Annotated in this window: 13 protein-coding genes; 9 read left to right on the top strand and 4 right to left on the bottom strand. The window is 55.0% G+C overall.

Annotation, left to right across the window (positions count from 1 at the left end; all coding sequences use genetic code 11):
• The first annotated feature begins 3 nt into the window (after positions 1 to 3).
• The 6 genes from STSP2_RS17015 to STSP2_RS17915 all read left to right on the top strand — a co-directional run bounded on the left by STSP2_RS17015 (position 4) and on the right by STSP2_RS17915 (position 10,181).
• On the top strand, positions 4 to 792 hold the full coding sequence (locus STSP2_RS17015) for an IclR family transcriptional regulator (RefSeq protein ID WP_169853313.1): 789 nt from the start codon (positions 4 to 6) through the stop codon (positions 790 to 792).
• Positions 793 to 916: 124 nt separating this feature from the next.
• Positions 917 to 1,918 carry an aldo/keto reductase gene (locus STSP2_RS17010; RefSeq protein WP_146663909.1) on the top strand — a complete coding sequence of 334 codons (1,002 nt, stop codon included), beginning with the start codon at positions 917 to 919 and terminating at the stop codon, positions 1,916 to 1,918.
• A 53-nt stretch (positions 1,919 to 1,971) separates the two neighbouring features.
• Positions 1,972 to 5,241: an SUMF1/EgtB/PvdO family nonheme iron enzyme gene (locus STSP2_RS17005; protein ID WP_146663908.1), complete on the top strand. Its 3,270-nt coding sequence runs from the start codon at positions 1,972 to 1,974 to the stop codon at positions 5,239 to 5,241.
• Positions 5,242 to 5,276: 35 nt separating this feature from the next.
• The gene (locus STSP2_RS17000; RefSeq protein WP_169853312.1) at positions 5,277 to 7,082 is read left to right on the top strand and encodes a c-type cytochrome; all 1,806 of its coding nucleotides are present in this window, start codon (positions 5,277 to 5,279) and stop codon (positions 7,080 to 7,082) included.
• An 80-nt stretch (positions 7,083 to 7,162) separates the two neighbouring features.
• Positions 7,163 to 7,933, top strand: a complete 771-nt coding sequence (locus STSP2_RS16995) for an ADP-ribosylglycohydrolase family protein (protein ID WP_146663906.1) — start codon at positions 7,163 to 7,165, stop codon at positions 7,931 to 7,933.
• A gap of 319 nt (positions 7,934 to 8,252) precedes the next feature.
• Positions 8,253 to 10,181, top strand: coding sequence for a methyl-accepting chemotaxis protein (locus STSP2_RS17915; RefSeq protein WP_269466430.1), 1,929 nt, complete (start codon positions 8,253 to 8,255; stop codon positions 10,179 to 10,181).
• 62 nt (positions 10,182 to 10,243) lie between these two features.
• Here the strand turns inward: STSP2_RS17915 and STSP2_RS16985 are convergent, their stop codons facing one another.
• Positions 10,244 to 11,455 (bottom strand): ISL3 family transposase, encoded by a 1,212-nt coding sequence (locus STSP2_RS16985; protein WP_146660278.1) that lies wholly within the window; start codon positions 11,453 to 11,455, stop codon positions 10,244 to 10,246.
• Positions 11,456 to 11,705: 250 nt separating this feature from the next.
• Here STSP2_RS16985 and STSP2_RS16980 point away from each other — a divergent pair, with 250 nt between their 5' ends.
• The 3 genes from STSP2_RS16980 to STSP2_RS16970 all read left to right on the top strand — a co-directional run bounded on the left by STSP2_RS16980 (position 11,706) and on the right by STSP2_RS16970 (position 14,730).
• Entirely contained in the window at positions 11,706 to 12,674 is a 969-nt protein-coding gene (locus STSP2_RS16980) for an IS5 family transposase (protein ID WP_169853311.1), read from the top strand.
• A 336-nt stretch (positions 12,675 to 13,010) separates the two neighbouring features.
• On the top strand, positions 13,011 to 13,823 hold the full coding sequence (locus STSP2_RS16975; RefSeq protein WP_169853310.1) for a hypothetical protein: 813 nt from the start codon (positions 13,011 to 13,013) through the stop codon (positions 13,821 to 13,823).
• Positions 13,824 to 13,929: 106 nt separating this feature from the next.
• On the top strand, positions 13,930 to 14,730 hold the full coding sequence (locus tag STSP2_RS16970) for a bestrophin-like domain (RefSeq protein ID WP_146663903.1): 801 nt from the start codon (positions 13,930 to 13,932) through the stop codon (positions 14,728 to 14,730).
• 13 nt (positions 14,731 to 14,743) lie between these two features.
• On the opposite strand, the gene STSP2_RS16965 is transcribed toward STSP2_RS16970, so the two are convergent.
• The 3 genes from STSP2_RS16965 to STSP2_RS16955 form a co-directional block, all read right to left on the bottom strand.
• The gene (locus tag STSP2_RS16965; protein ID WP_146663902.1) at positions 14,744 to 15,541 is read right to left on the bottom strand and encodes a tRNA threonylcarbamoyladenosine dehydratase; all 798 of its coding nucleotides are present in this window, start codon (positions 15,539 to 15,541) and stop codon (positions 14,744 to 14,746) included.
• A 38-nt stretch (positions 15,542 to 15,579) separates the two neighbouring features.
• The gene (locus STSP2_RS16960; RefSeq protein ID WP_146663901.1) at positions 15,580 to 16,389 is read right to left on the bottom strand and encodes a TatD family hydrolase; all 810 of its coding nucleotides are present in this window, start codon (positions 16,387 to 16,389) and stop codon (positions 15,580 to 15,582) included.
• 271 nt (positions 16,390 to 16,660) lie between these two features.
• Positions 16,661 to 17,335 (bottom strand): IS1595 family transposase, encoded by a 675-nt coding sequence (locus tag STSP2_RS16955; protein WP_146663900.1) that lies wholly within the window; start codon positions 17,333 to 17,335, stop codon positions 16,661 to 16,663.
• Positions 17,336 to 17,430 lie beyond the last annotated feature (95 nt).

Below are 17,430 nucleotides of genomic sequence, written 5' to 3'. Positions count from 1 at the left end.
TTTATGAATGGGAACGGGGAATCATCAAAGTATCATGTGCCGAATCTGGAGCGTGCGCTTGAGATACTGGAGCTTCTGTCGGAGCATGGTGAGGGGCTGAGTCTGACTTCAGTGGTTGAGAAGCTGGGGTATCCGAAGAACAGCGTTTTCAGGATTACTAAGACTTTGCTGGATCGGGGGTATCTGAGGCGAGCGGATGATACGAAGGTTTTTACGCTGACGCATAAGATGCTTACGCTGGGTTATGGGGCGGTTTCGGAGTACAGCCTGGTGGAGAAATCACTGGACATAATGCGGGAGCTTCGGGACGAGGTGCGAGAGACGGTGCTTATCGGGATATTGTCGGGCACTTACGGGGTGGTGCTGGAGCAGGTCGTGGGGAGTCATCTTTTCAAGTTTATGGTCAATCCGGGCAGGCGGTTTCCGCTGCATGCAAGTGCGCCGGGCAAGGCGATGTGGGCCTTTTTACCGGCTAGGGAGCGGGAGATGCTGCTGGAACGGGTGGAGCTGAAACGGTATAATGACAATACGATCACGGATAAGGGTGCGATGCATGAGGAGCTCGATCGAGTGCGGGAGGCTGGGTATGCGATAGACAGGGCGGAAGAGGTGGAGGGCGTGCGGTGCGTGGGAGCGGCGGTTCTGGATCAGCACGGGTATCCGGTTGCGAGTATATGGTCAACCGGGCCGAGCGAACGGATGGAAAAGGCTGGTCTGGAGGAGGCCGGGAGGAAAACGGTTGAGTATGCGAGGCAGATATCGCGGAGGCTTGGATACGGGCCCGCGCAGTAATATATAGATGATGCAAGCGGTTTGGAACCGCTTGCGGTGACTTGTAATAAAGCCCGGCCGGGCGCGTGGGGGATGGCGGATCGCCGGGATCAGTTTTGATAATGCAATTTGAAGGGATATATTGATGAAGTACAGGCAGCTTGGCAATACGGACATGAACGCGTCGATCGTCGGACTTGGTACGTGGGTTATGGGGGGCGGAAGTATATGGGGCAAGGAGCCGGATGATAATGAGTCGATCCGGGTGGTGCATGCTTCGCTGGACGAGGGGATCAATCTGGTAGATACTGCGCCGCTGTATGGTTTCGGCAGGAGTGAGGAGGTTGTGGGCAAGGCGATCAAGGGACGCAGGGACGAGGTGATACTTGCAACGAAATGCGGACTGTGGTGGCACGACGAGAGGGGTTCGCTGCTTGGGCCTTTCGATGGTGAGAAGGTGTTCAAGAGTCTGAGGCCTGATACGATCGAGATAGAGATCGAGGACAGTTTGAAGCGGCTTGGGACTGATCGGATCGATCTGTATCAGACGCACTGGCCTGCGGTTGAGCCTGAGAAGACGCCGATAGAGGATACAATGGCGTGTCTGAACAAACTGAAGGATCAGGGGAAGATCCGGGCGATAGGCGTGTCGAACGTTTCGGTTGATGAGCTGAAGGAGAATATGCAGCACGGCGAAATCGTGAGCGATCAGTTCCGGTACAGCATGCTGTATCGTGAGCCGGAGGAGAATATACTGCCGTTCTGTGCGGAGAATAACGTTTCGACGCTTACGTATATGTCGCTGGAGCAGGGCCTGCTGACGGGTAAGGTCGGTATGGATCGTGATTTCGGCGAGGACGAGTGGCGGAGCAATGAGGATTGGAATCCGTGGTTCAAGAAGGTGAATCGGCCGAAGATACTGGATATGCTGGCGGGCTGGAAGGGCCTGACGGAGAAGTATTCGTGTACGCTGGCGCAGTTGGTTGTCGCGTGGACGGCGCAGCAGAGAGGTGTGACGCATGTGCTGTGCGGTGCGAGGCGGGTCGATCAGACTTTGGATAACGCGAAGGCTGGCGGGCTGGAGCTTGCGGAGTCGGATATTGCGAAAATTCGCAGTGATGTGGAAGGACTTGGTGAGCCGCAATAGGGCTGTGCAGGTTGTTTTGTGTGTGTGAACATTGTTTGTGAAAGGTTACGGGTATGGGGTTAGTCAAGGCGATGAGAGATTTTGCCGGTGGTCGTATGGGCGCGGCTGGGTTGCTGGGGCTGGTGATGGTCTATTGTGCGGGTGTGACGTTTGGGGCGGTGTCGAAGCAGCGTGCGCGTGAGGCGGAGCGGCGGCTTGAGCGGATGGATTTTGCGAAGGTCGCGGCGGGTGTTGAGGATATGCGGGCGAGTTTCGGTGAGGAGTTTGAGGGTGCGGAGGATGTGCTTGCGCGGCTGCGTGCGGCAGGTGAGCAGAAGGGGGAGGTGCTGCAGAAGGTCCGGAGCGGGGATGCGGGGGCGGTTGCGACGGCGGAGCGGATGGTCGAGGCGGGACGTGGGGCGCTGCTTGCGAATCCGCTGCTGGATTTTGATAAGCTGTTGGTGGTTCGGCGGATGTATGATCCGAAGCGTGCGCGGCGAGTTATGGGTAATCAGCTTGGGATGGTGAACAACTGGCTGAACAATTCGCATCTGCCCCAGCGGGGGTGGGACAACGAAATAGCGGCGTTGTCGCTTGAAGACGGGAGTGTTGAGACGGTGTTTCGGCCCGATGGCGGACGGTTCGTTGGTGATGTGGATCTGCACTTTGGGGGTGAGCGGGTGCTGTTTTCGATGCCGGCGGATGACGGGACGTGGCAGATATTTGAGGTGAGTGTTTCGGGCGAGGGGTTGAGGCAGCTTCCGTTGATAGGCGAGAAGGATATTGACAATCATGACGCGTGCTATCTGCCGGACGGGAATGTTGCGTTCGTTTCGACGGCGCCGATCGCGGGTGTGCCTTGTATCGGCGGCGGGTCGCCTGTGGGGAACATGTATCTGTGGGACAGTTCGGCGGGGACTGTTCGACGTCTGACGTTCGATCAGGATCAGATATGGAACCCGACGGTGATGAACGATGGGCGGTTGATGTTTACGCGGTGGGAGTATACGGATACGGCGCATTATTTCACGCGGATACTTTTCAGTTGTAATCCGGACGGAACGGAGCAGAAGGAGTTTTACGGGAGCAATTCGTACTGGCCGAACTCGCTGTTTTTTGCGAGGCCTGTGCCGGGGGATGCGACTAAGTTCGTGGGGATCGTGAGCGGGCATCACGGGACGGCGAAGTCTGGGAGGCTTCTGCTGTTCGATCCGAGCAAGAGCAGACGCGAGGCAAAGGGCGTAATCGCGGAGATACCGGGCAGGGACGATGTTGCGGGCAAGATCGCGGATCGACTGGTGGACGGTGTGTGGCCTCAGTTTCTGCATCCGTATCCGCTGAGCGAGAAGTATTTTCTGGCGGCGGGGAAGCTGGATCGGAATTCGCTTTGGGGGATATACCTTGTTGATGTGTTTGACAATGTGACGCTTATCAAGGAGGTCGAGGATTCGGCATTGCTGGAGCCATTGCCCTTGCGGGCGAGGGAGAAGCCGCCGGTGGTTCCGAGCAGGGTTGTTGAGGATGAGAAGTATGCGACGGTTTATATAACGGACATATACGAGGGGCCAGGGCTTGCGGGTGTGCCGCGGGGTGCGGTGAAGGAGCTGCGGCTGTTTTCGTATCATTATTGTTACCTGGGGACGGGTGGACATAACGCGATAAGTAATGAGGGCGGCTGGGACGTTAAGCGGATACTTGGGACGGTGCCGGTTGAGGAGGACGGGTCGGCGATGTTCAAGGTGCCGGCGAACAGGCCTGTTTCGCTGCAGCCGCTGGATGAGAAGGGGCGGGCGATGCAGTTGATACGGAGCTGGTTCGTGGGTATGCCGGGTGAGAACGTTTCGTGTGTGGGCTGTCATGAGTCGCAGAATATGGTGTCGCCGGGCAAGCAGACTGCGGCGGCTCAGCGGGAGCCTGACATGATCGAGCCGTGGGGCGGGGAGGCGAGGCCGTTCACGTTCAGGTACGAGGTGCAGCCTGTGCTGGATCGCAAGTGTGCGGGTTGTCATGGAGAGGATACGAAGGGGGAGAAGCCCAAGTTTGTCGCGCGGGGGAACGGGCTGAATCACTGGGCGGATGATTCTTATAATTCGCTGCATCCGTATGTGCGTAGGCCTGGTCCTGAGAGTGACTATCATATACTCGAGCCGATGGAGTATCATGCGAGCACGAGTGAGCTGGTGCAGATGCTGGTGAAGGGGCATCACGGGGTTGAGTTGAGCGATGAGGAATGGGAGAAGATCTATGCGTGGATCGATCTGAACGTGCCGCACGGCGGGGCGTGGATGCCGGGGAAGTGGAAGGGGCACGATCAGAGACAGTACCGGCTCGAGCTGCAGAAGAAGTATGCGTTCGTGGATGACGACCCTGAGGGGGAGTATCTGGAGCTGGTGGAGCAGGCGAAGGGAAGGGAGATTGAGCCTGTAATGCCTGCGAAAAAGGCGGAGGTGCAGACGGCCGGTGGCGATGCTGGGTTGGACTGGGCGTTTGATGCTGAGACTGCGGAGAAGATGCAGCAGGAGCAGGCGGGGGATGAGGTTCGCAGGGTTGTCGAGCTTGGGGGTGGGTTGAAGCTGAAGCTGGTGTATGTGCCGGCGGGTGAATTTGTGATGGGCGATCCTCATGATCCTGATGCCCGGCCGGGGGAGGTTGCGAAGGTTGAAGATGGGTTCTGGATGGGCCAGACTGAGGTGACGAATGCGCAGTACAACGTATTCGATCCGGGGCACGACAGCAGGTATTACGATCAGCAGTGGAAGGATCATACGCGGCCGGGTTATCCGGCGAATCGGCCTGGGCAGCCCGTGATCAGGGTGTCGTGGGAAGAGGCGAGAGCGTTCTGTGAATGGCTTAGTGAGAAGACGGGTAAGAAGTTTTCATTGCCGAGCGAGGCGCAGTGGGAGTGGGCGTGTCGTGCGGGCAGTGCGGAGAGTATGTTGTACGGTTCGGCCGATACGGACTTCGGGAAGTTTGCGAATCTTGCGGACGTGAGTCTGAAGAAGCTTGCGGTGAGCGGTGTTGATCCTAAGCCGATCGCAAATCCGGGCCCGAGGTATGCTTTTGTGCCGAGAGTGGACAGTGTTGATGACGGAGCGATGGTTGCGAGTGATGTTGGTAAGTATGAGGCGAATGCGTGGGGCCTTTATGATATGCACGGCAATGTCGCGGAATGGACGAGCAGTATGATGGGGCCCTATGGCGGGGGTGAAGATCAGGGCAAAAAGGTGGTACGCGGCGGGTCGTGGCGCGACAGGCCAAAGAGGGCGACGGCTGGGTATCGGCTGGGGTATGAGCCATGGCAGAAGGTGTATAATGTTGGTTTCAGGGTTATTTGTGAAGATTAAGTTGGGTGACGGGTATGAGTTATAGAGGTATGCAAATGAGATCGATCTTTGTGATTGTTTTGGTTTTTGCGGCAGCAGTATCTGGTTCGGCGGCGGAGTATTCGGCGCCTTCGGATGTGGTCGATGGTCCGGGTGGGAAGATTTATGTGAACGAGTCGGCTGCGGGGCGGATCGCGGTTATTGGCGCGGAGTTGCTGGAGGTTGAGCGGCAGATAGATATTGGCAGTGAGTGCGGCGGGTTTGCTGTGTCTGCGGATGGTAAGTATTTGTATGCCGCGGTCGGTGGGGTTGACGGTAAGCTGTTGAAGATCGATGCGGGCAGCGGTGAGATAGTCGGTTCGGTTCGGGTGGGTCATACGCCGGGCGCGGTTGAGGTAAGTGCGGACGGGGGGACGGTGTTTGTGTGCAATCGGTTCAGTGATGATGTATCTGTGATCGATGCGGGGAGGATGAAGGAGCGGGCGCGGGTTGTTGTTGCGCGTGAGCCGGTGGCGGTGGCTGTTTCGCGGGACGGGAAATATCTTTTCGTTGCGAATTTACTGCCTGCGGGAGCGGCTGATGAGGAACATGTGGCGGCGTGCGTTTCGGTGGTGGATGTCAAGAGGGGGTTGGTGTGCGAAAACATTGCGCTGCCGAACGGGAGTGTCGATCTTCATGGCATGTGTTTATCGCCTGACGGGGAGTTCGTTTATGTGACGCATGTGCTGGCGCGGTTCCAGTTGCCGACGACGCAGTTGCAGCGTGGGTGGATGAATACGAACGCTGTGAGTGTGATAGATGTGGACGAGCGCGAGCTGGTGAATACCGTTTTGCTGGACGATGTCGCGGCGGGGGCGGCGAATCCGTGGGGCGTGGATTGTTCGGATGACGGAAAGTTTTTGTGCGTCAGTCATGCGGGGACGGGGGAGGTCAGTGTGATCTACAGGCAGGCGATGCATGAGAGGCTGAGTCGGGCCGAGCGGGGGATGAAGGTGACGGAGGTTACGTCGAGTGCGGACGCGGTCAAGAACGACATGTCGTTTTTGCGGGGGATCAGGCGGCGTATCAAGTTGAAGGGTGTTGGGCCGAGGGGTGTTGCGGTTGGCGGGGGGAAGGTTTTTGCGGCTGAGTATTTTTCGGACAGTGTTGCGGTTGTTGGTCTAGCAGACGGAGCGGCTGCATCTGTGTCGCTCGGTGAGGCGGGTGAGATGTCGCTGGTGCGGAAGGGCGAGATGTATTTCAACGATGCGAGGCTTTGCTTTCAGGGATGGCAGAGCTGTGCGAGCTGTCATCCGGGCGAGGCGAGGACGGATGCGCTGAACTGGGATCTTTTGAATGACGGGATCGGGAATCCGAAGAACACGAAGAGTCTGCTGGCGAGTCACGAGACCGGGGCGGCGATGATAACGGGCGTGCGGGCGAGTGCGGAGGTTGCGGTTCGCGCGGGGATCAGGCATATCCAGTTTGCCGAGGTGGACGAGGAGAAGGCGCGGGCGATAGATGCGTATTTGAAGTCGCTTAGGCCTGTGGCGAGTCCGCGGCTGGTGGACGGGGAACTCAGTGAGTCGGCGGTACGGGGTAAGAACATCTTTGAGACAGCGGGGTGCGGGCACTGTCATTCGGGTGAATATTTTACTGACATGAAAAAGCATGACGTTTGGACGGGTGAGGAGTCGGTTGGTGAGTTGGAAACGCCGACGCTTGTGGAGCTTTGGCGGACGGCGCCGTATCTGTTCGACGGCAGGGCGGCGGAGCTTGCGGAGGTGTTCACGGAACATAACGAGGGTGACAGGCACGGCAGGACGAGCGGGCTGAGTGAGCAGGAGGTGCGTGATCTGGTGGAGTATGTGCTGAGTCTTTGACGGGGGAGTGCTGTGGTTGTATGGTGGGGGAGGTGCGAGGTGCTGTTCGTTGCTGTGATTTTGAGATTTGCGGAGGGAACATGATCGGGGCGATCGTTGGTGATATTGTCGGGTCGGTGTTTGAGTGGCGGGGGACGAAGCGGGAGGATTTCGAATTGTTCGGGGCAGGGTGTCGGTTTACGGATGATACGGTTTTGACGGTGGCGACGGCGTGGGCGATATTGCGGGGTGAGGATTACGGGGTTGCGTATAAGCGGTTCGGGAGGAAGTGGCCCGGTGCGGGGTACGGCGGGAACTTTGCGAAGTGGCTGAGGAGCGATTCGATGGGGGCGTACGGGAGCTGGGGGAACGGTTCGGCGATGCGGGTGAGTCCGGTGGCGTGGGCGTTTGAGAGCGTGGAGGAGGTTTTGAAAGAGGCGGAGCGAAGTGCGGCGGTGACGCATGATCATCCGGAGGGAATCAAGGGTGCGCAGGCTGTCGCGATGGCGGTGTATCTGGCCAGGCGAGGGTTTAGCAAGGCGGAGATAGTGGCGGAGGTGGGGGCACGGTTCGAGTATGATCTGGACAGGCGGCTGGACGAGATACGTCCGGGTTATGGGTTCGATTCCAGTTGTGCGGGCAGTGTGCCGGAGGCGATGATCGCGTTCGGGGAGTCGGAGGGGTTTGAGGATGCGGTTCGCAAGGCGGTTTCGCTGGGCGGGGACAGTGATACGCAGGCGTGTATGGCGGGGGCGGTTGCGGAGGCGTTTTACGGGGGTGTGCCGGGGGAAATTCGGGCCGAGGCGGAGAGGCGCCTTGATGTGGAGCTGGGGGAGGTTGTGCGGGAATTTGAGGGTCGGTTTGGGGGTTAGCGGGCAGTGGGGGCTTCATACATCTCAACGCGGGGTGGTCTAACGTCCGAATAAAAATTTTGCACTGAATCCTGTTCGTTATAATTATCCAAAAGTGTCGTAAAGTATACTAATTTGCTGTGCTTCTTGTACGTAAGTTTACGCAGGGGAGGAGGGCCTATTCGTCTTTAGGTGTATTTCCTGATTTAATTTCAACGTGCGCGTTAAGGTTAACCTGTTTACAGTCGAAAATTCGTTTGCTGCTGCAGAGGAGTCTGCGAGTGAGAAACTGAGTAATTAAATTCAGGGTGAAAGGTAAGAAATGACCATTGGAAGAAAAATGACATTTGGGTTTGCTGTAGTTGTCGTGCTTACTGTCATAATAAGCATAATTAGCCTGACAGGTCTCAAGAGGCTTGAGAGTGCGAAAAATGAACTTAGTAAGCGGGACGAGCAGGCGGCTGTTGCGGTTCAGGTTCCGTTCTGGACGGTCAAGCAGTACCAGAACCAGGCGGATCTGATAATAAGCGGTAATCTGGAAGTGGCCAAGGAATTTGACAAGTCCGCAGAGCAGATGGATATTTACCGTGAGCAGGTTCGCGAAATGGTGGATACGCCTGAGGAGAAGGAATGGTTTAATAAGCTGCTGGAGTCGGACATTGAGTTTGACAGAATATTCAGAGAGAATGTCGTTCCTGAAGTTGCGCATCAGAATAAGCAGTTGATCAGGAAATGTGATGGGGAAGCAGATGCGCTTTTGTCCAGGGCCGAGGAGCTTGCGCAGAATATACGCAAATCGCTTCTGGAAGAGTTCAACGAGGCTGTAGAGGGTGGTGATAAGCAGGCGATCGCAAAGCGTGCTGAAGATATGCATGCGGCGAATATGTATCTGTACTGGCTGGTCAAACAATACCAGGCGCAGGCTGATACGATCATTAACGAAGATCTGGCTGGTGTTGAAGAGTTTGAGGCTGCTGCGGCTGAGTTTGATAAGTATAAAGAAAAGCTCAATGCTGCAGTGGATACGGATGCCGAGAAGGAGTGGATCGCTGAGGCGAATGAGATCGACGCCAAGTTCGATGCGATGTTCTTTGAACAGATCGTGCCCGAGGTGGAAAGAAAGCTTGAGAGACGGGTTGTAAAGTATGACCATGAGTCAGATGCTCAAATGACAGTGATCGAGGAAATGGCTAACAAAATCTCCGAGAGTTTTCATGAGGAAGCTCTTGCAGCGAGTGCGAGTTTCGATAAGACGCAGAGGGCAGTGACGTGGCTGGTGCTTATCTGCTCGGCGATCTGTATTGTCGCGGGTACGGGTATTGCGTTTGTACTGATCCGTTCGATCGTTGGTGTACTCAAGAATATCATTGATTCGCTTAACGAGGGCAGTGAGCAGGTTGCAAGTGCATCGGGGCAGGTCAGCAGCGCTTCTCAGTCGCTGGCTGAGGGTGCAACCGAGCAGGCGGCGGGTCTGGAAGAAACATCGTCGAGCCTGGAAGAGATGAGCAGCATGACCAAGCAGAACGCGGACAATGCTCAGCAGGCCAGTACGCTGGCAGGCGAGGCGAGCGGTGCTGCTGATGAGGGCAGCGGGAACATGTCGAAGATGAATGCCGCGATCGAGGATATCGAAAAGTCTTCGAACGAGACGGCGAAGATAATCAAGGTAATCGACGAGATCGCGTTCCAGACTAATCTGCTGGCTCTTAATGCAGCGGTCGAAGCAGCGAGAGCAGGTGAGGCAGGCAAGGGCTTTGCGGTTGTGGCTGAGGAAGTTCGCAATCTCGCATTGCGGTCGGCTGAGGCTGCGAAGGATACTAGCACGCTGATCGAGGAATCGGTCAAGAAGAGCCATAACGGCGTTGAGATCGCAGGGCTCGTGAGCAAGTCGCTGGACGAGATCGTTGACCGGGTTGGTAAGACGACCGACCTTGTTGGAGAGATCGCTGCGGCTAGCCAGGAGCAGGCACAGGGTATCGACCAGGTGAATACGGCTGTGACGCAGATGGACAAGGTTACGCAGCAGAACGCAGCGAATGCCGAGGAGAGCGCGAGTGCTTCGGAAGAACTGAGCGCACAGGCCGAGCAGATGACGCATGTCGTACAGCAGCTCGTGGAGCTTGTCGGCGGATCGACGGGGACCGGTCATAAAAAACAAAGGGCGACTGAATCTGAGTTCAAGGGCTCGGATCAGACGTTTCATTCGATTGCCAGTGACGCAGCGGAGCAAGTGTCCGCAGGCGAAGAAATAGACAGTTTCAACATGTAGGTTGAAACGCACAGAAGGACGTCCCTGTCGGTGTAAGGCCGGCAGGGATTTTTTTAGGTTCATCACGGAATACCGGGGAATGCTGCTCTTATTCTCAGGAAGAAATATTCATCGTCTCGATAGCCGTATGCCTGTCGCTTGATGGTTTTGATCTTGTTATTGATCCCCTCCAGCAGTGACGTATGCAGCGGCCATCTGCTGTGTGCGATGATTCCGGCGGCGTATTTGCTCAGCCTTTTGGCAAACTTCATCAGCGGCTCAATCCCGCTTTGCATGGCTCGATCGAGCCACTGACCCCAGCACGATTCGGCGGCCTTGCGATCGCTCAGATTCCACAGCAGCTTGAGATCATCCTTCATCACGTAGGTCGTCATCAGCGACTCGTTGGCGGCCAACAGCTCATCGAGGCGAACCAGGTCCTCAGGCTTTTCGATGTTCTCACGATTGCGAAGCAGCAGCCAGCGCGAGCCCTTGATCACCCTGCGGGCGGGCTTGTCGTCTCGTAGTCGATTGGCCTGATCGACCCTGACCCGATCGATAACTTCACGGCCGTACTTGGCCACGACATGGAACAGATCATAAACTATTTCTGCCTGCGGACAATGCAGCTGAACCTCCTGCTCGAAGCTGGCGTTCATGTCCATTGCTACTGCTTTGATGTCTTTGCAGCGGTCGCCGAGCATTTCGAAGAATGGCCTGATAGAGGCTCTCGAACGCCCTCGGCCCACCCAGAGCACTTTCTTGCAGGTCGGATCGATGATAACCGTTGCATATCTGTGGCCCTTTTGAATGGCGAATTCATCCATCGCCAGCAGCTCCACATTCGACAGGTCGACAGGGCCCAGCTTCTTCTTGAGATGCCGCTTGTGGATGTCCTTGACGGTCGACCAGGACAGCGAAAAATACTCAGACACATGCTTTATGCTCATCACATCACACAGCCGGGCGACCGATTCTACCAGCCGGGTGGTGTGGCGGCTGTAACGGTCCAGCCAGGAGATTCGTTCAAGCTTCGGCCCGCATCTGGGGCACAGCAGACGCCTTCGGTGAACGAGCAGGTGGGTAGTCTTGTCGAAGACCGGCAGATCGCGGATCCAACGCTGGACGGTCTCGTGAACGCTGCTGCATTCCTGGCCGCAGCCGTCACAGGTTCCGAATCCATTTTCCGGGATCAATTCGACCCAGAATTCACGGCCTTTCTTAGCAGGCCCAACAGTTCCAACACGATATCCTTCCCATTGGCCGAGTTTTTTGATAAGATGTTGTCCAGTCAACGGCAGTCTCCTTTGAGCTAATAGTCGGGTAACTAAAAGCTACAAAGTACTGCCGTTGATGTCTATTTCCCCGGTATTCCGTGATGAACCTTTTTTTATGGGCTGTTTGAACCACTGTGAGCGTGGTTTGGATTTGGGTATTTTTACCACTGAGGCCTCTGAAAAACTTGCCATTTTTCGCGCGACACGGATTTTGTAATCGTTTAAAATGTCTGCATTGAAATAACATCTTTACTGCATGGAGGCATTCATGGAACGCAGCAGAAATCAGCCTACTTTTCTCGACAACGTAATCAGCGAACTTGGCGGCAGACGCACTGCGAAGTTTTTTGCCAAGTGCGACAAATATATCCCGTGGGACGAGCTTGCTAAGCCGCTCAAAGACATGTACTCCAACAACACGAGCAAAGGCGGTGCGAGCAACTGGCCGGTAATAATGATGGTCAAATGTATCATGCTGCAGAAGTGGTTCAATCTCTCCGATCCCATGCTCGAAGAGATGCTGCTGGACCGTCTTTCGTTCCGCCGGTTCGTAGGCCTGAGCATGGATGACAACACGCCGGATGAGACTACGTTCGTTCGCTTCCGCAAACGTCTTCGCGAGCACCGCCATGACCGTACGCTGTTTGAGAAAACTCTGGAAATACTATCTACTCGCGGCGTTATCCTTGCCGAAGGAACTTGTGTCGATGCGACTATCGTCGAAGCCCCTCGCGGACGCAAAAGGGCCGACGGAAGCAATACACGGGACGCAGAGGCCGGTTTCACGAAAAAGAACGGTCGCTCTTATCATGGGTATAAAGCTCATATCGCGACCGATACGAACGGCATGGTGAAGGATTATCGCTTCAGCTCGGCGAGGCATCATGACTCTAAGTTTATTGACGAGCTGATTGAAAATGAAACGCAAAGCGTGTGGGCCGATAGCGCTTATATGAGTGCTGAACGCGAGGAGCGGCTTGGGGAAAAAGGCGTGCTGGCGGGCATCGTTCATCGGCGAAAGCGGGGGCAAGCAGAACTCAATGAGCTGCGGCAGATTATCAACCGGATCATCTCGCGAGTGCGTGCGGTGGTCGAGCATCCGTTCGCGTGGATGAAGAACGCAGGCTATGGTAAGGTTCGTTACCGCGGGCTGGAACGCAACCGCCTGGACTTTGCGATGCATGCCGTTGCGTACAACTTCAAGAGGAGCTTCAGCCTGCACAAAGCGAGGGCTTAGCGCCACCGGTGCGCGCCGACCGGGCCAAACGGCCTGCTCGGCAGCATAAAATAGGCTGAATTAAATTGTAAAAGAGCTAAAGCAAGCAACGAAAATATTAAAATCGCAAAAATCATGGGACTAAACGTAAACTAACGAGTTGTTCAGAAGGCTCCACTGTGTATAAGAGCACGGGTGGGAACTATATTCGTGATACCCTTATACAAGAATGTTTGGCGGGCCCTATGGTCAAATATACTGTTTGCTTTAAAATGTTCTGCATGCGCTGAAGTATTCAACTTAGCGATTAGCATTTGAGGTGCAAACAAACTCTAAATAAAGATAAAAGGAGATGCCGTGATTCTTTTGAGGATATTTACAGCGATTACACTGGTTTCCGTTGTTCCATTTGCGATGGCACAAGGGGCACAGGAAGAGGTTGATTTAGGTGGATGGGATTTTGAGTTTACTCCCTATTTTTGGGCGGCAGAGGTGGAAGGTGATATGACGCTTCGAGGCCGGACGGGTGATGTAGATGCGAATTTCAGCGATATCTGGGACAATCTAAATATAGGCTTGATGGGGCGCATCGAAGGATGGCGAGAGAGGTGGGGATGGTTTGTTGACGGCCTGTACCTGGATCTGGAGAGTGATTTCACAACGCCGGGTGCTCTGGTGTCGGGTGATGTGGATATTGACTGGACGATCCTTGAGTTCGGTCTGGGGTATCATCTGATCGAATCAGACGGGGGGGATGGCACAGCTGCCGGATTTGATGTGGATCTGCTGGCTGGGGGCAGATATCAGAATATCAAAGGTGAACTGGATATCGTGACATCAGGCCCTCTTGCTGATGTCGTTTCCGGCGGTAGTTTTGAGAGGCGGGGCGAGTGGGTTGAGCCGCTGGTGGGAGGGCGATTACGCTGGGAATGGGGCAGAAATATAGCTTTTCTCTGTCGTGGTGATATAGGCGGTTTCAGTGTTGGTGAAGCCTCAAAGCTGACGTGGAACATACTTGCAGGGATCGATTATGAGCTTTGCGAGACGACAAGTGTGAGGTTTGGCTATCGCATTTTTGATATGGATTACAGTAACGGCAGCGGTACTGAAAAATTCGGCCTCGATACAAGGTTTAAGGGACCAATTTTGGGGTTGGCAGTCAGGTTCTGATGGCTCTGTCCGTGTTTATTTGCAGGTATGGGTAAAAGATGGAAAGACTGGTGCAGAAATAAGATCGCATTAGAAACAGATTTCATCCGTGCAAGTTGGAGAAACCATGGAAAAGGTCAGCTTCCTGGATTATCTGTCATTGCCATGGCTGTTTGCAGCCACATTTATTCTTGTTCTGCTGGCACTGTCAACAGGTGTTTTTTGGGGAAGATTCAAGGCTAAACGGCCAGAACATGAGCCTGACAGTTCGGTAGGTCCAGCTGTCGGCGCCACACTGGCGATGGTAGGTTTCCTGATCGCGTTCGCATTTGCCCTCTCGAACGAACGTCTGGAAACGCGCAAACAGCTTCTTCTGGATGAAGTCAATGCCATAGGGACTGCCTACCTTCGTACTCATTTGCTTGAAGATCCATACGGCCGCGAAATTAAAAAACTCCTCGAAAAATATGTGGATATTCGGACGCTGGTGGCAGATGAGGCAGTCCGAGCAGATCCGGAAAAGATGAAGCAGTTGATTGCAAGATCTGAACAGTTGCAGGATTTGATGTGGCTTCAGACAAAAAAAATGGTGGAGGCAGACAATAAGTCACCTGTTGAAGCGGTGTTTATAAGTTCATTAAACGAATTGTTTGATCTGCATACCAGCAGAGTGGTTGTGACAAGGTACCGTTTCCAGGCAATTGTCTGGTACATAATTTATGTGGCAATGATTCTCTCAATGTTGGCAGTTGGCTACCAGATGGGGCTTTCCGGCAGGGGCAGTACTTTGATAGTAATTGCGGTAGCACTTACTTTTTCCGCTATTCTACTGCTCGTTGTGGACCTCGACCGGACATCGACAGGTACAATGGTTGTAAATCAAGGTCCTATGCTGGAGCTTCAAAAGACAATGCAGTTGAAAGAATAGATGAGCTGGACCTTCAGCCTGTTTTTCGGGCCTTTGGTTCCCGCTGTGCCGTTTCCCCGGCAAGCATCTTTATAGCGGTGTTTGCGGCGGTGAGGCCGAAGATGCCTGTTATGGTGGGCAGTGAGCCGAGGGTGGATCGTTGTCGGCCGCGGAATGAGTGGTCGTGTTCGTCGGCTCGGTCCGAGCCTATTGCGTGGTCGGGGAGGTTGTCGGTGGTTTCGGTGGAGTAGACGCAGGTGAAGTCGAGGGGGATGTTGCGGCGGCGGAGGCGTTTGCGGACGAGGCGGGCGAGGGGGCAGTTGTAGGATTTTTTGAGTTTGGCGACGCGGATCGCGGAAGGATCGGTGCGCAGGGCCGCTCCCATGCTGGTGACGGTGGGGATGGCGAGTTCGTGCAGGGCGGTGAGCAGTTCGACCTTGGGGTTTAGTGAGTCGATGGCGTCGATGACGATGTCCGGACGCGGTTCGAGTACGGAGCGGACGGTATCGTGGTGGATGAAGGTGTGCAGGGCGCGGACATTGCAGTCGGGGTTGATGTCGAGGACGCGGCGGCGGGCGATCTCGGATTTGGGTTGGCCGAGTGTGGATTCGAGGGCGTAGAGCTGGCGGTTCATGTTGCTGTGGGTGATCTGGTCGAAGTCTACGAGGGTGAGATTGCCGACGCCTGCACGGGTGAGGGCCTCGACCGCATAGCTGCCGACGGCTCCGAGGCCTATGACGGCGACATGGGCTGAGGAGAGGCGTTTGACGCCTTCGGGTCCGACGAGGCGTGCGGTTCGTGCGAATCGTTTGTGGAAATTTTGTTGGGTCATACTAATTGGGGGGTTGAGGGTGAAAATTTGTTTATGGTTCAGGGTTTGAGACTTGCAAGGAACTTTTCGGTGTTGCGGGCGATTTGTTCAGTTAATTTTTCGGGGTCGGTATTTCGTATTTCGGCGATGCGGGTGAGGATGTGCGGCAGGTTGGCCGGTTCGTTTCGGTCGGGGTTTGGGATGTCTGCGGATTGATACTTTTTGGGCGGTGTCATATCGGGGGAGTCGGTTTCGATGAGGAGTCGGTCGTCTGGGACGGCGGTTAGGGCGTGGTGCGCGTTTTTGGCGTTCTGACGGATTGCTGCGCCGCCGAAGGAGAAGTATGCGGCGAGGCGGGCGAAGCGGGGGAGCATTTCGGCGGAGGCGGAGTATGCGTGCATAAGGATGGGGCGGGGCTGCTTGGGCTGGTCGGTGAGGATGTCGATCATTGGACCGTCGGCGCGGAGGCAGTGGATCATAGCGGGGCGGTCGAGTTTGCGGGCGAGGTCGAGCTGGGCGATGAAGGCGGTTCGCTGGGCTTGGAACGTTTCTCTGGTGAAGTGGCGGTCGAGGCCTATTTCGCCTACGGCGGCGGAGGGGGTTGCGGTGAGGTACTGTTCGAGGCGGTCGAGCCAGTTTTCGGGCTGGTCGGTGACGAAGTGCGGGTGCAGGCCGAAGGCGGGGATCATGTCTGGATGGGTTGCAGCGAGCTGTTTGACGGCGGGCCAGTCGCTGGGTTGGGTTGCGTTGCAGATGTAACGGCTGACGCCGGCGGCGCGGGCGCGGTCGAGTACCGCGTCCAGGTCGTCGGTGAAGGCCTGGAGGTGGAGGTGGCAGTCGGTCAGATTTTGCTGTCTGGTTTTGGTCATGGGTGTGGATTGTAGTTAGTTCGGCTGGAGATTGCAAGGGGGTGGTTGGGGCGTTAGGGAGTTTCGGCTGGCGTTAGGTAGGGACTCGCGTCTTGGTCGACGCTCGCGTTTCTTTACTGGTGAGTTTGATGGGTCTGGTGCTGTTATTGTTGATGGGTGCGGTTGGCGTTTGGTTTTCGAGGCGACAGTTGGGTGAAAATGGGTGACAGTCACAATCCTGTTCGGCACGTGATTTGTATATAATTTTTGGTTCAAGGGAAGATAACTTGGATTAAATTGGGTTCTTTCTGAGTATTTTTAACAGTAACTTGTACAGGTCATCGTGTCGATGGTTAAATCTAAATTCACATTCTTTCAGGTGCAGAGCAAAGGTACCTTTGCTGATTCCTCGAAACTTGTTGAGCCGACCTTTGGCAATCGCCCAGAAGTTCTCAATTCCGTTAATGTGATTGTGACCTTCAGCAAATTCGTTCTCTCCATGTTTGACGCGATAGTGCTTCTTGTAGCCAAAGTCAACCAGGCCGTCATAGGTTTTGAAACCATCGGTGTACACGATCGAATCCTTATCAACCTTTTGCTTTATAATGGGCATCAGCGTGCTTTTAGAGCAGTTTCTGACCACCTGCGTGTAGACCTTACCGCCGCGTTTTATCAGGCCGAAGACAATGTGCTTGCCCTTAGCACCACGGCCTCGAACGCCACGCACCCTTCGGGCTCCGAAATAGCTTTCGTCGATCTCAATCTCGCCGACGTCAAACGGACTTTGCTGCTGACAGTATTCGGCGATCCGTATTCGAATTTTGTAAAGAATCGTGTTGATGGTCTTTCTCGAAAGACCAGTCAGCTCAGCAATTTTGGTGGCCTCGATATCCAGGGCGAACAGCTTTACGATCTGCCGGAATTTGGCCTCCGAAATTTTTGAACGCTTTTTGTACTTGTTAATCATTGTGGGATAATAACTTAACGCCATCTATAGTCAAGTTATCTTCCCTTGAACCTAATTTTTTACTTTTCTCGTATTTAGGTCTTGCGCCATCGCTT

Origin of the sequence: Anaerohalosphaera lusitana, assembly GCF_002007645.1 — a bacterium.
Taxonomy (GTDB): Bacteria; Planctomycetota; Phycisphaerae; order Sedimentisphaerales; family Anaerohalosphaeraceae; genus Anaerohalosphaera; species Anaerohalosphaera lusitana.
This window is presented reverse-complemented; position numbering and strand designations above follow the sequence as displayed.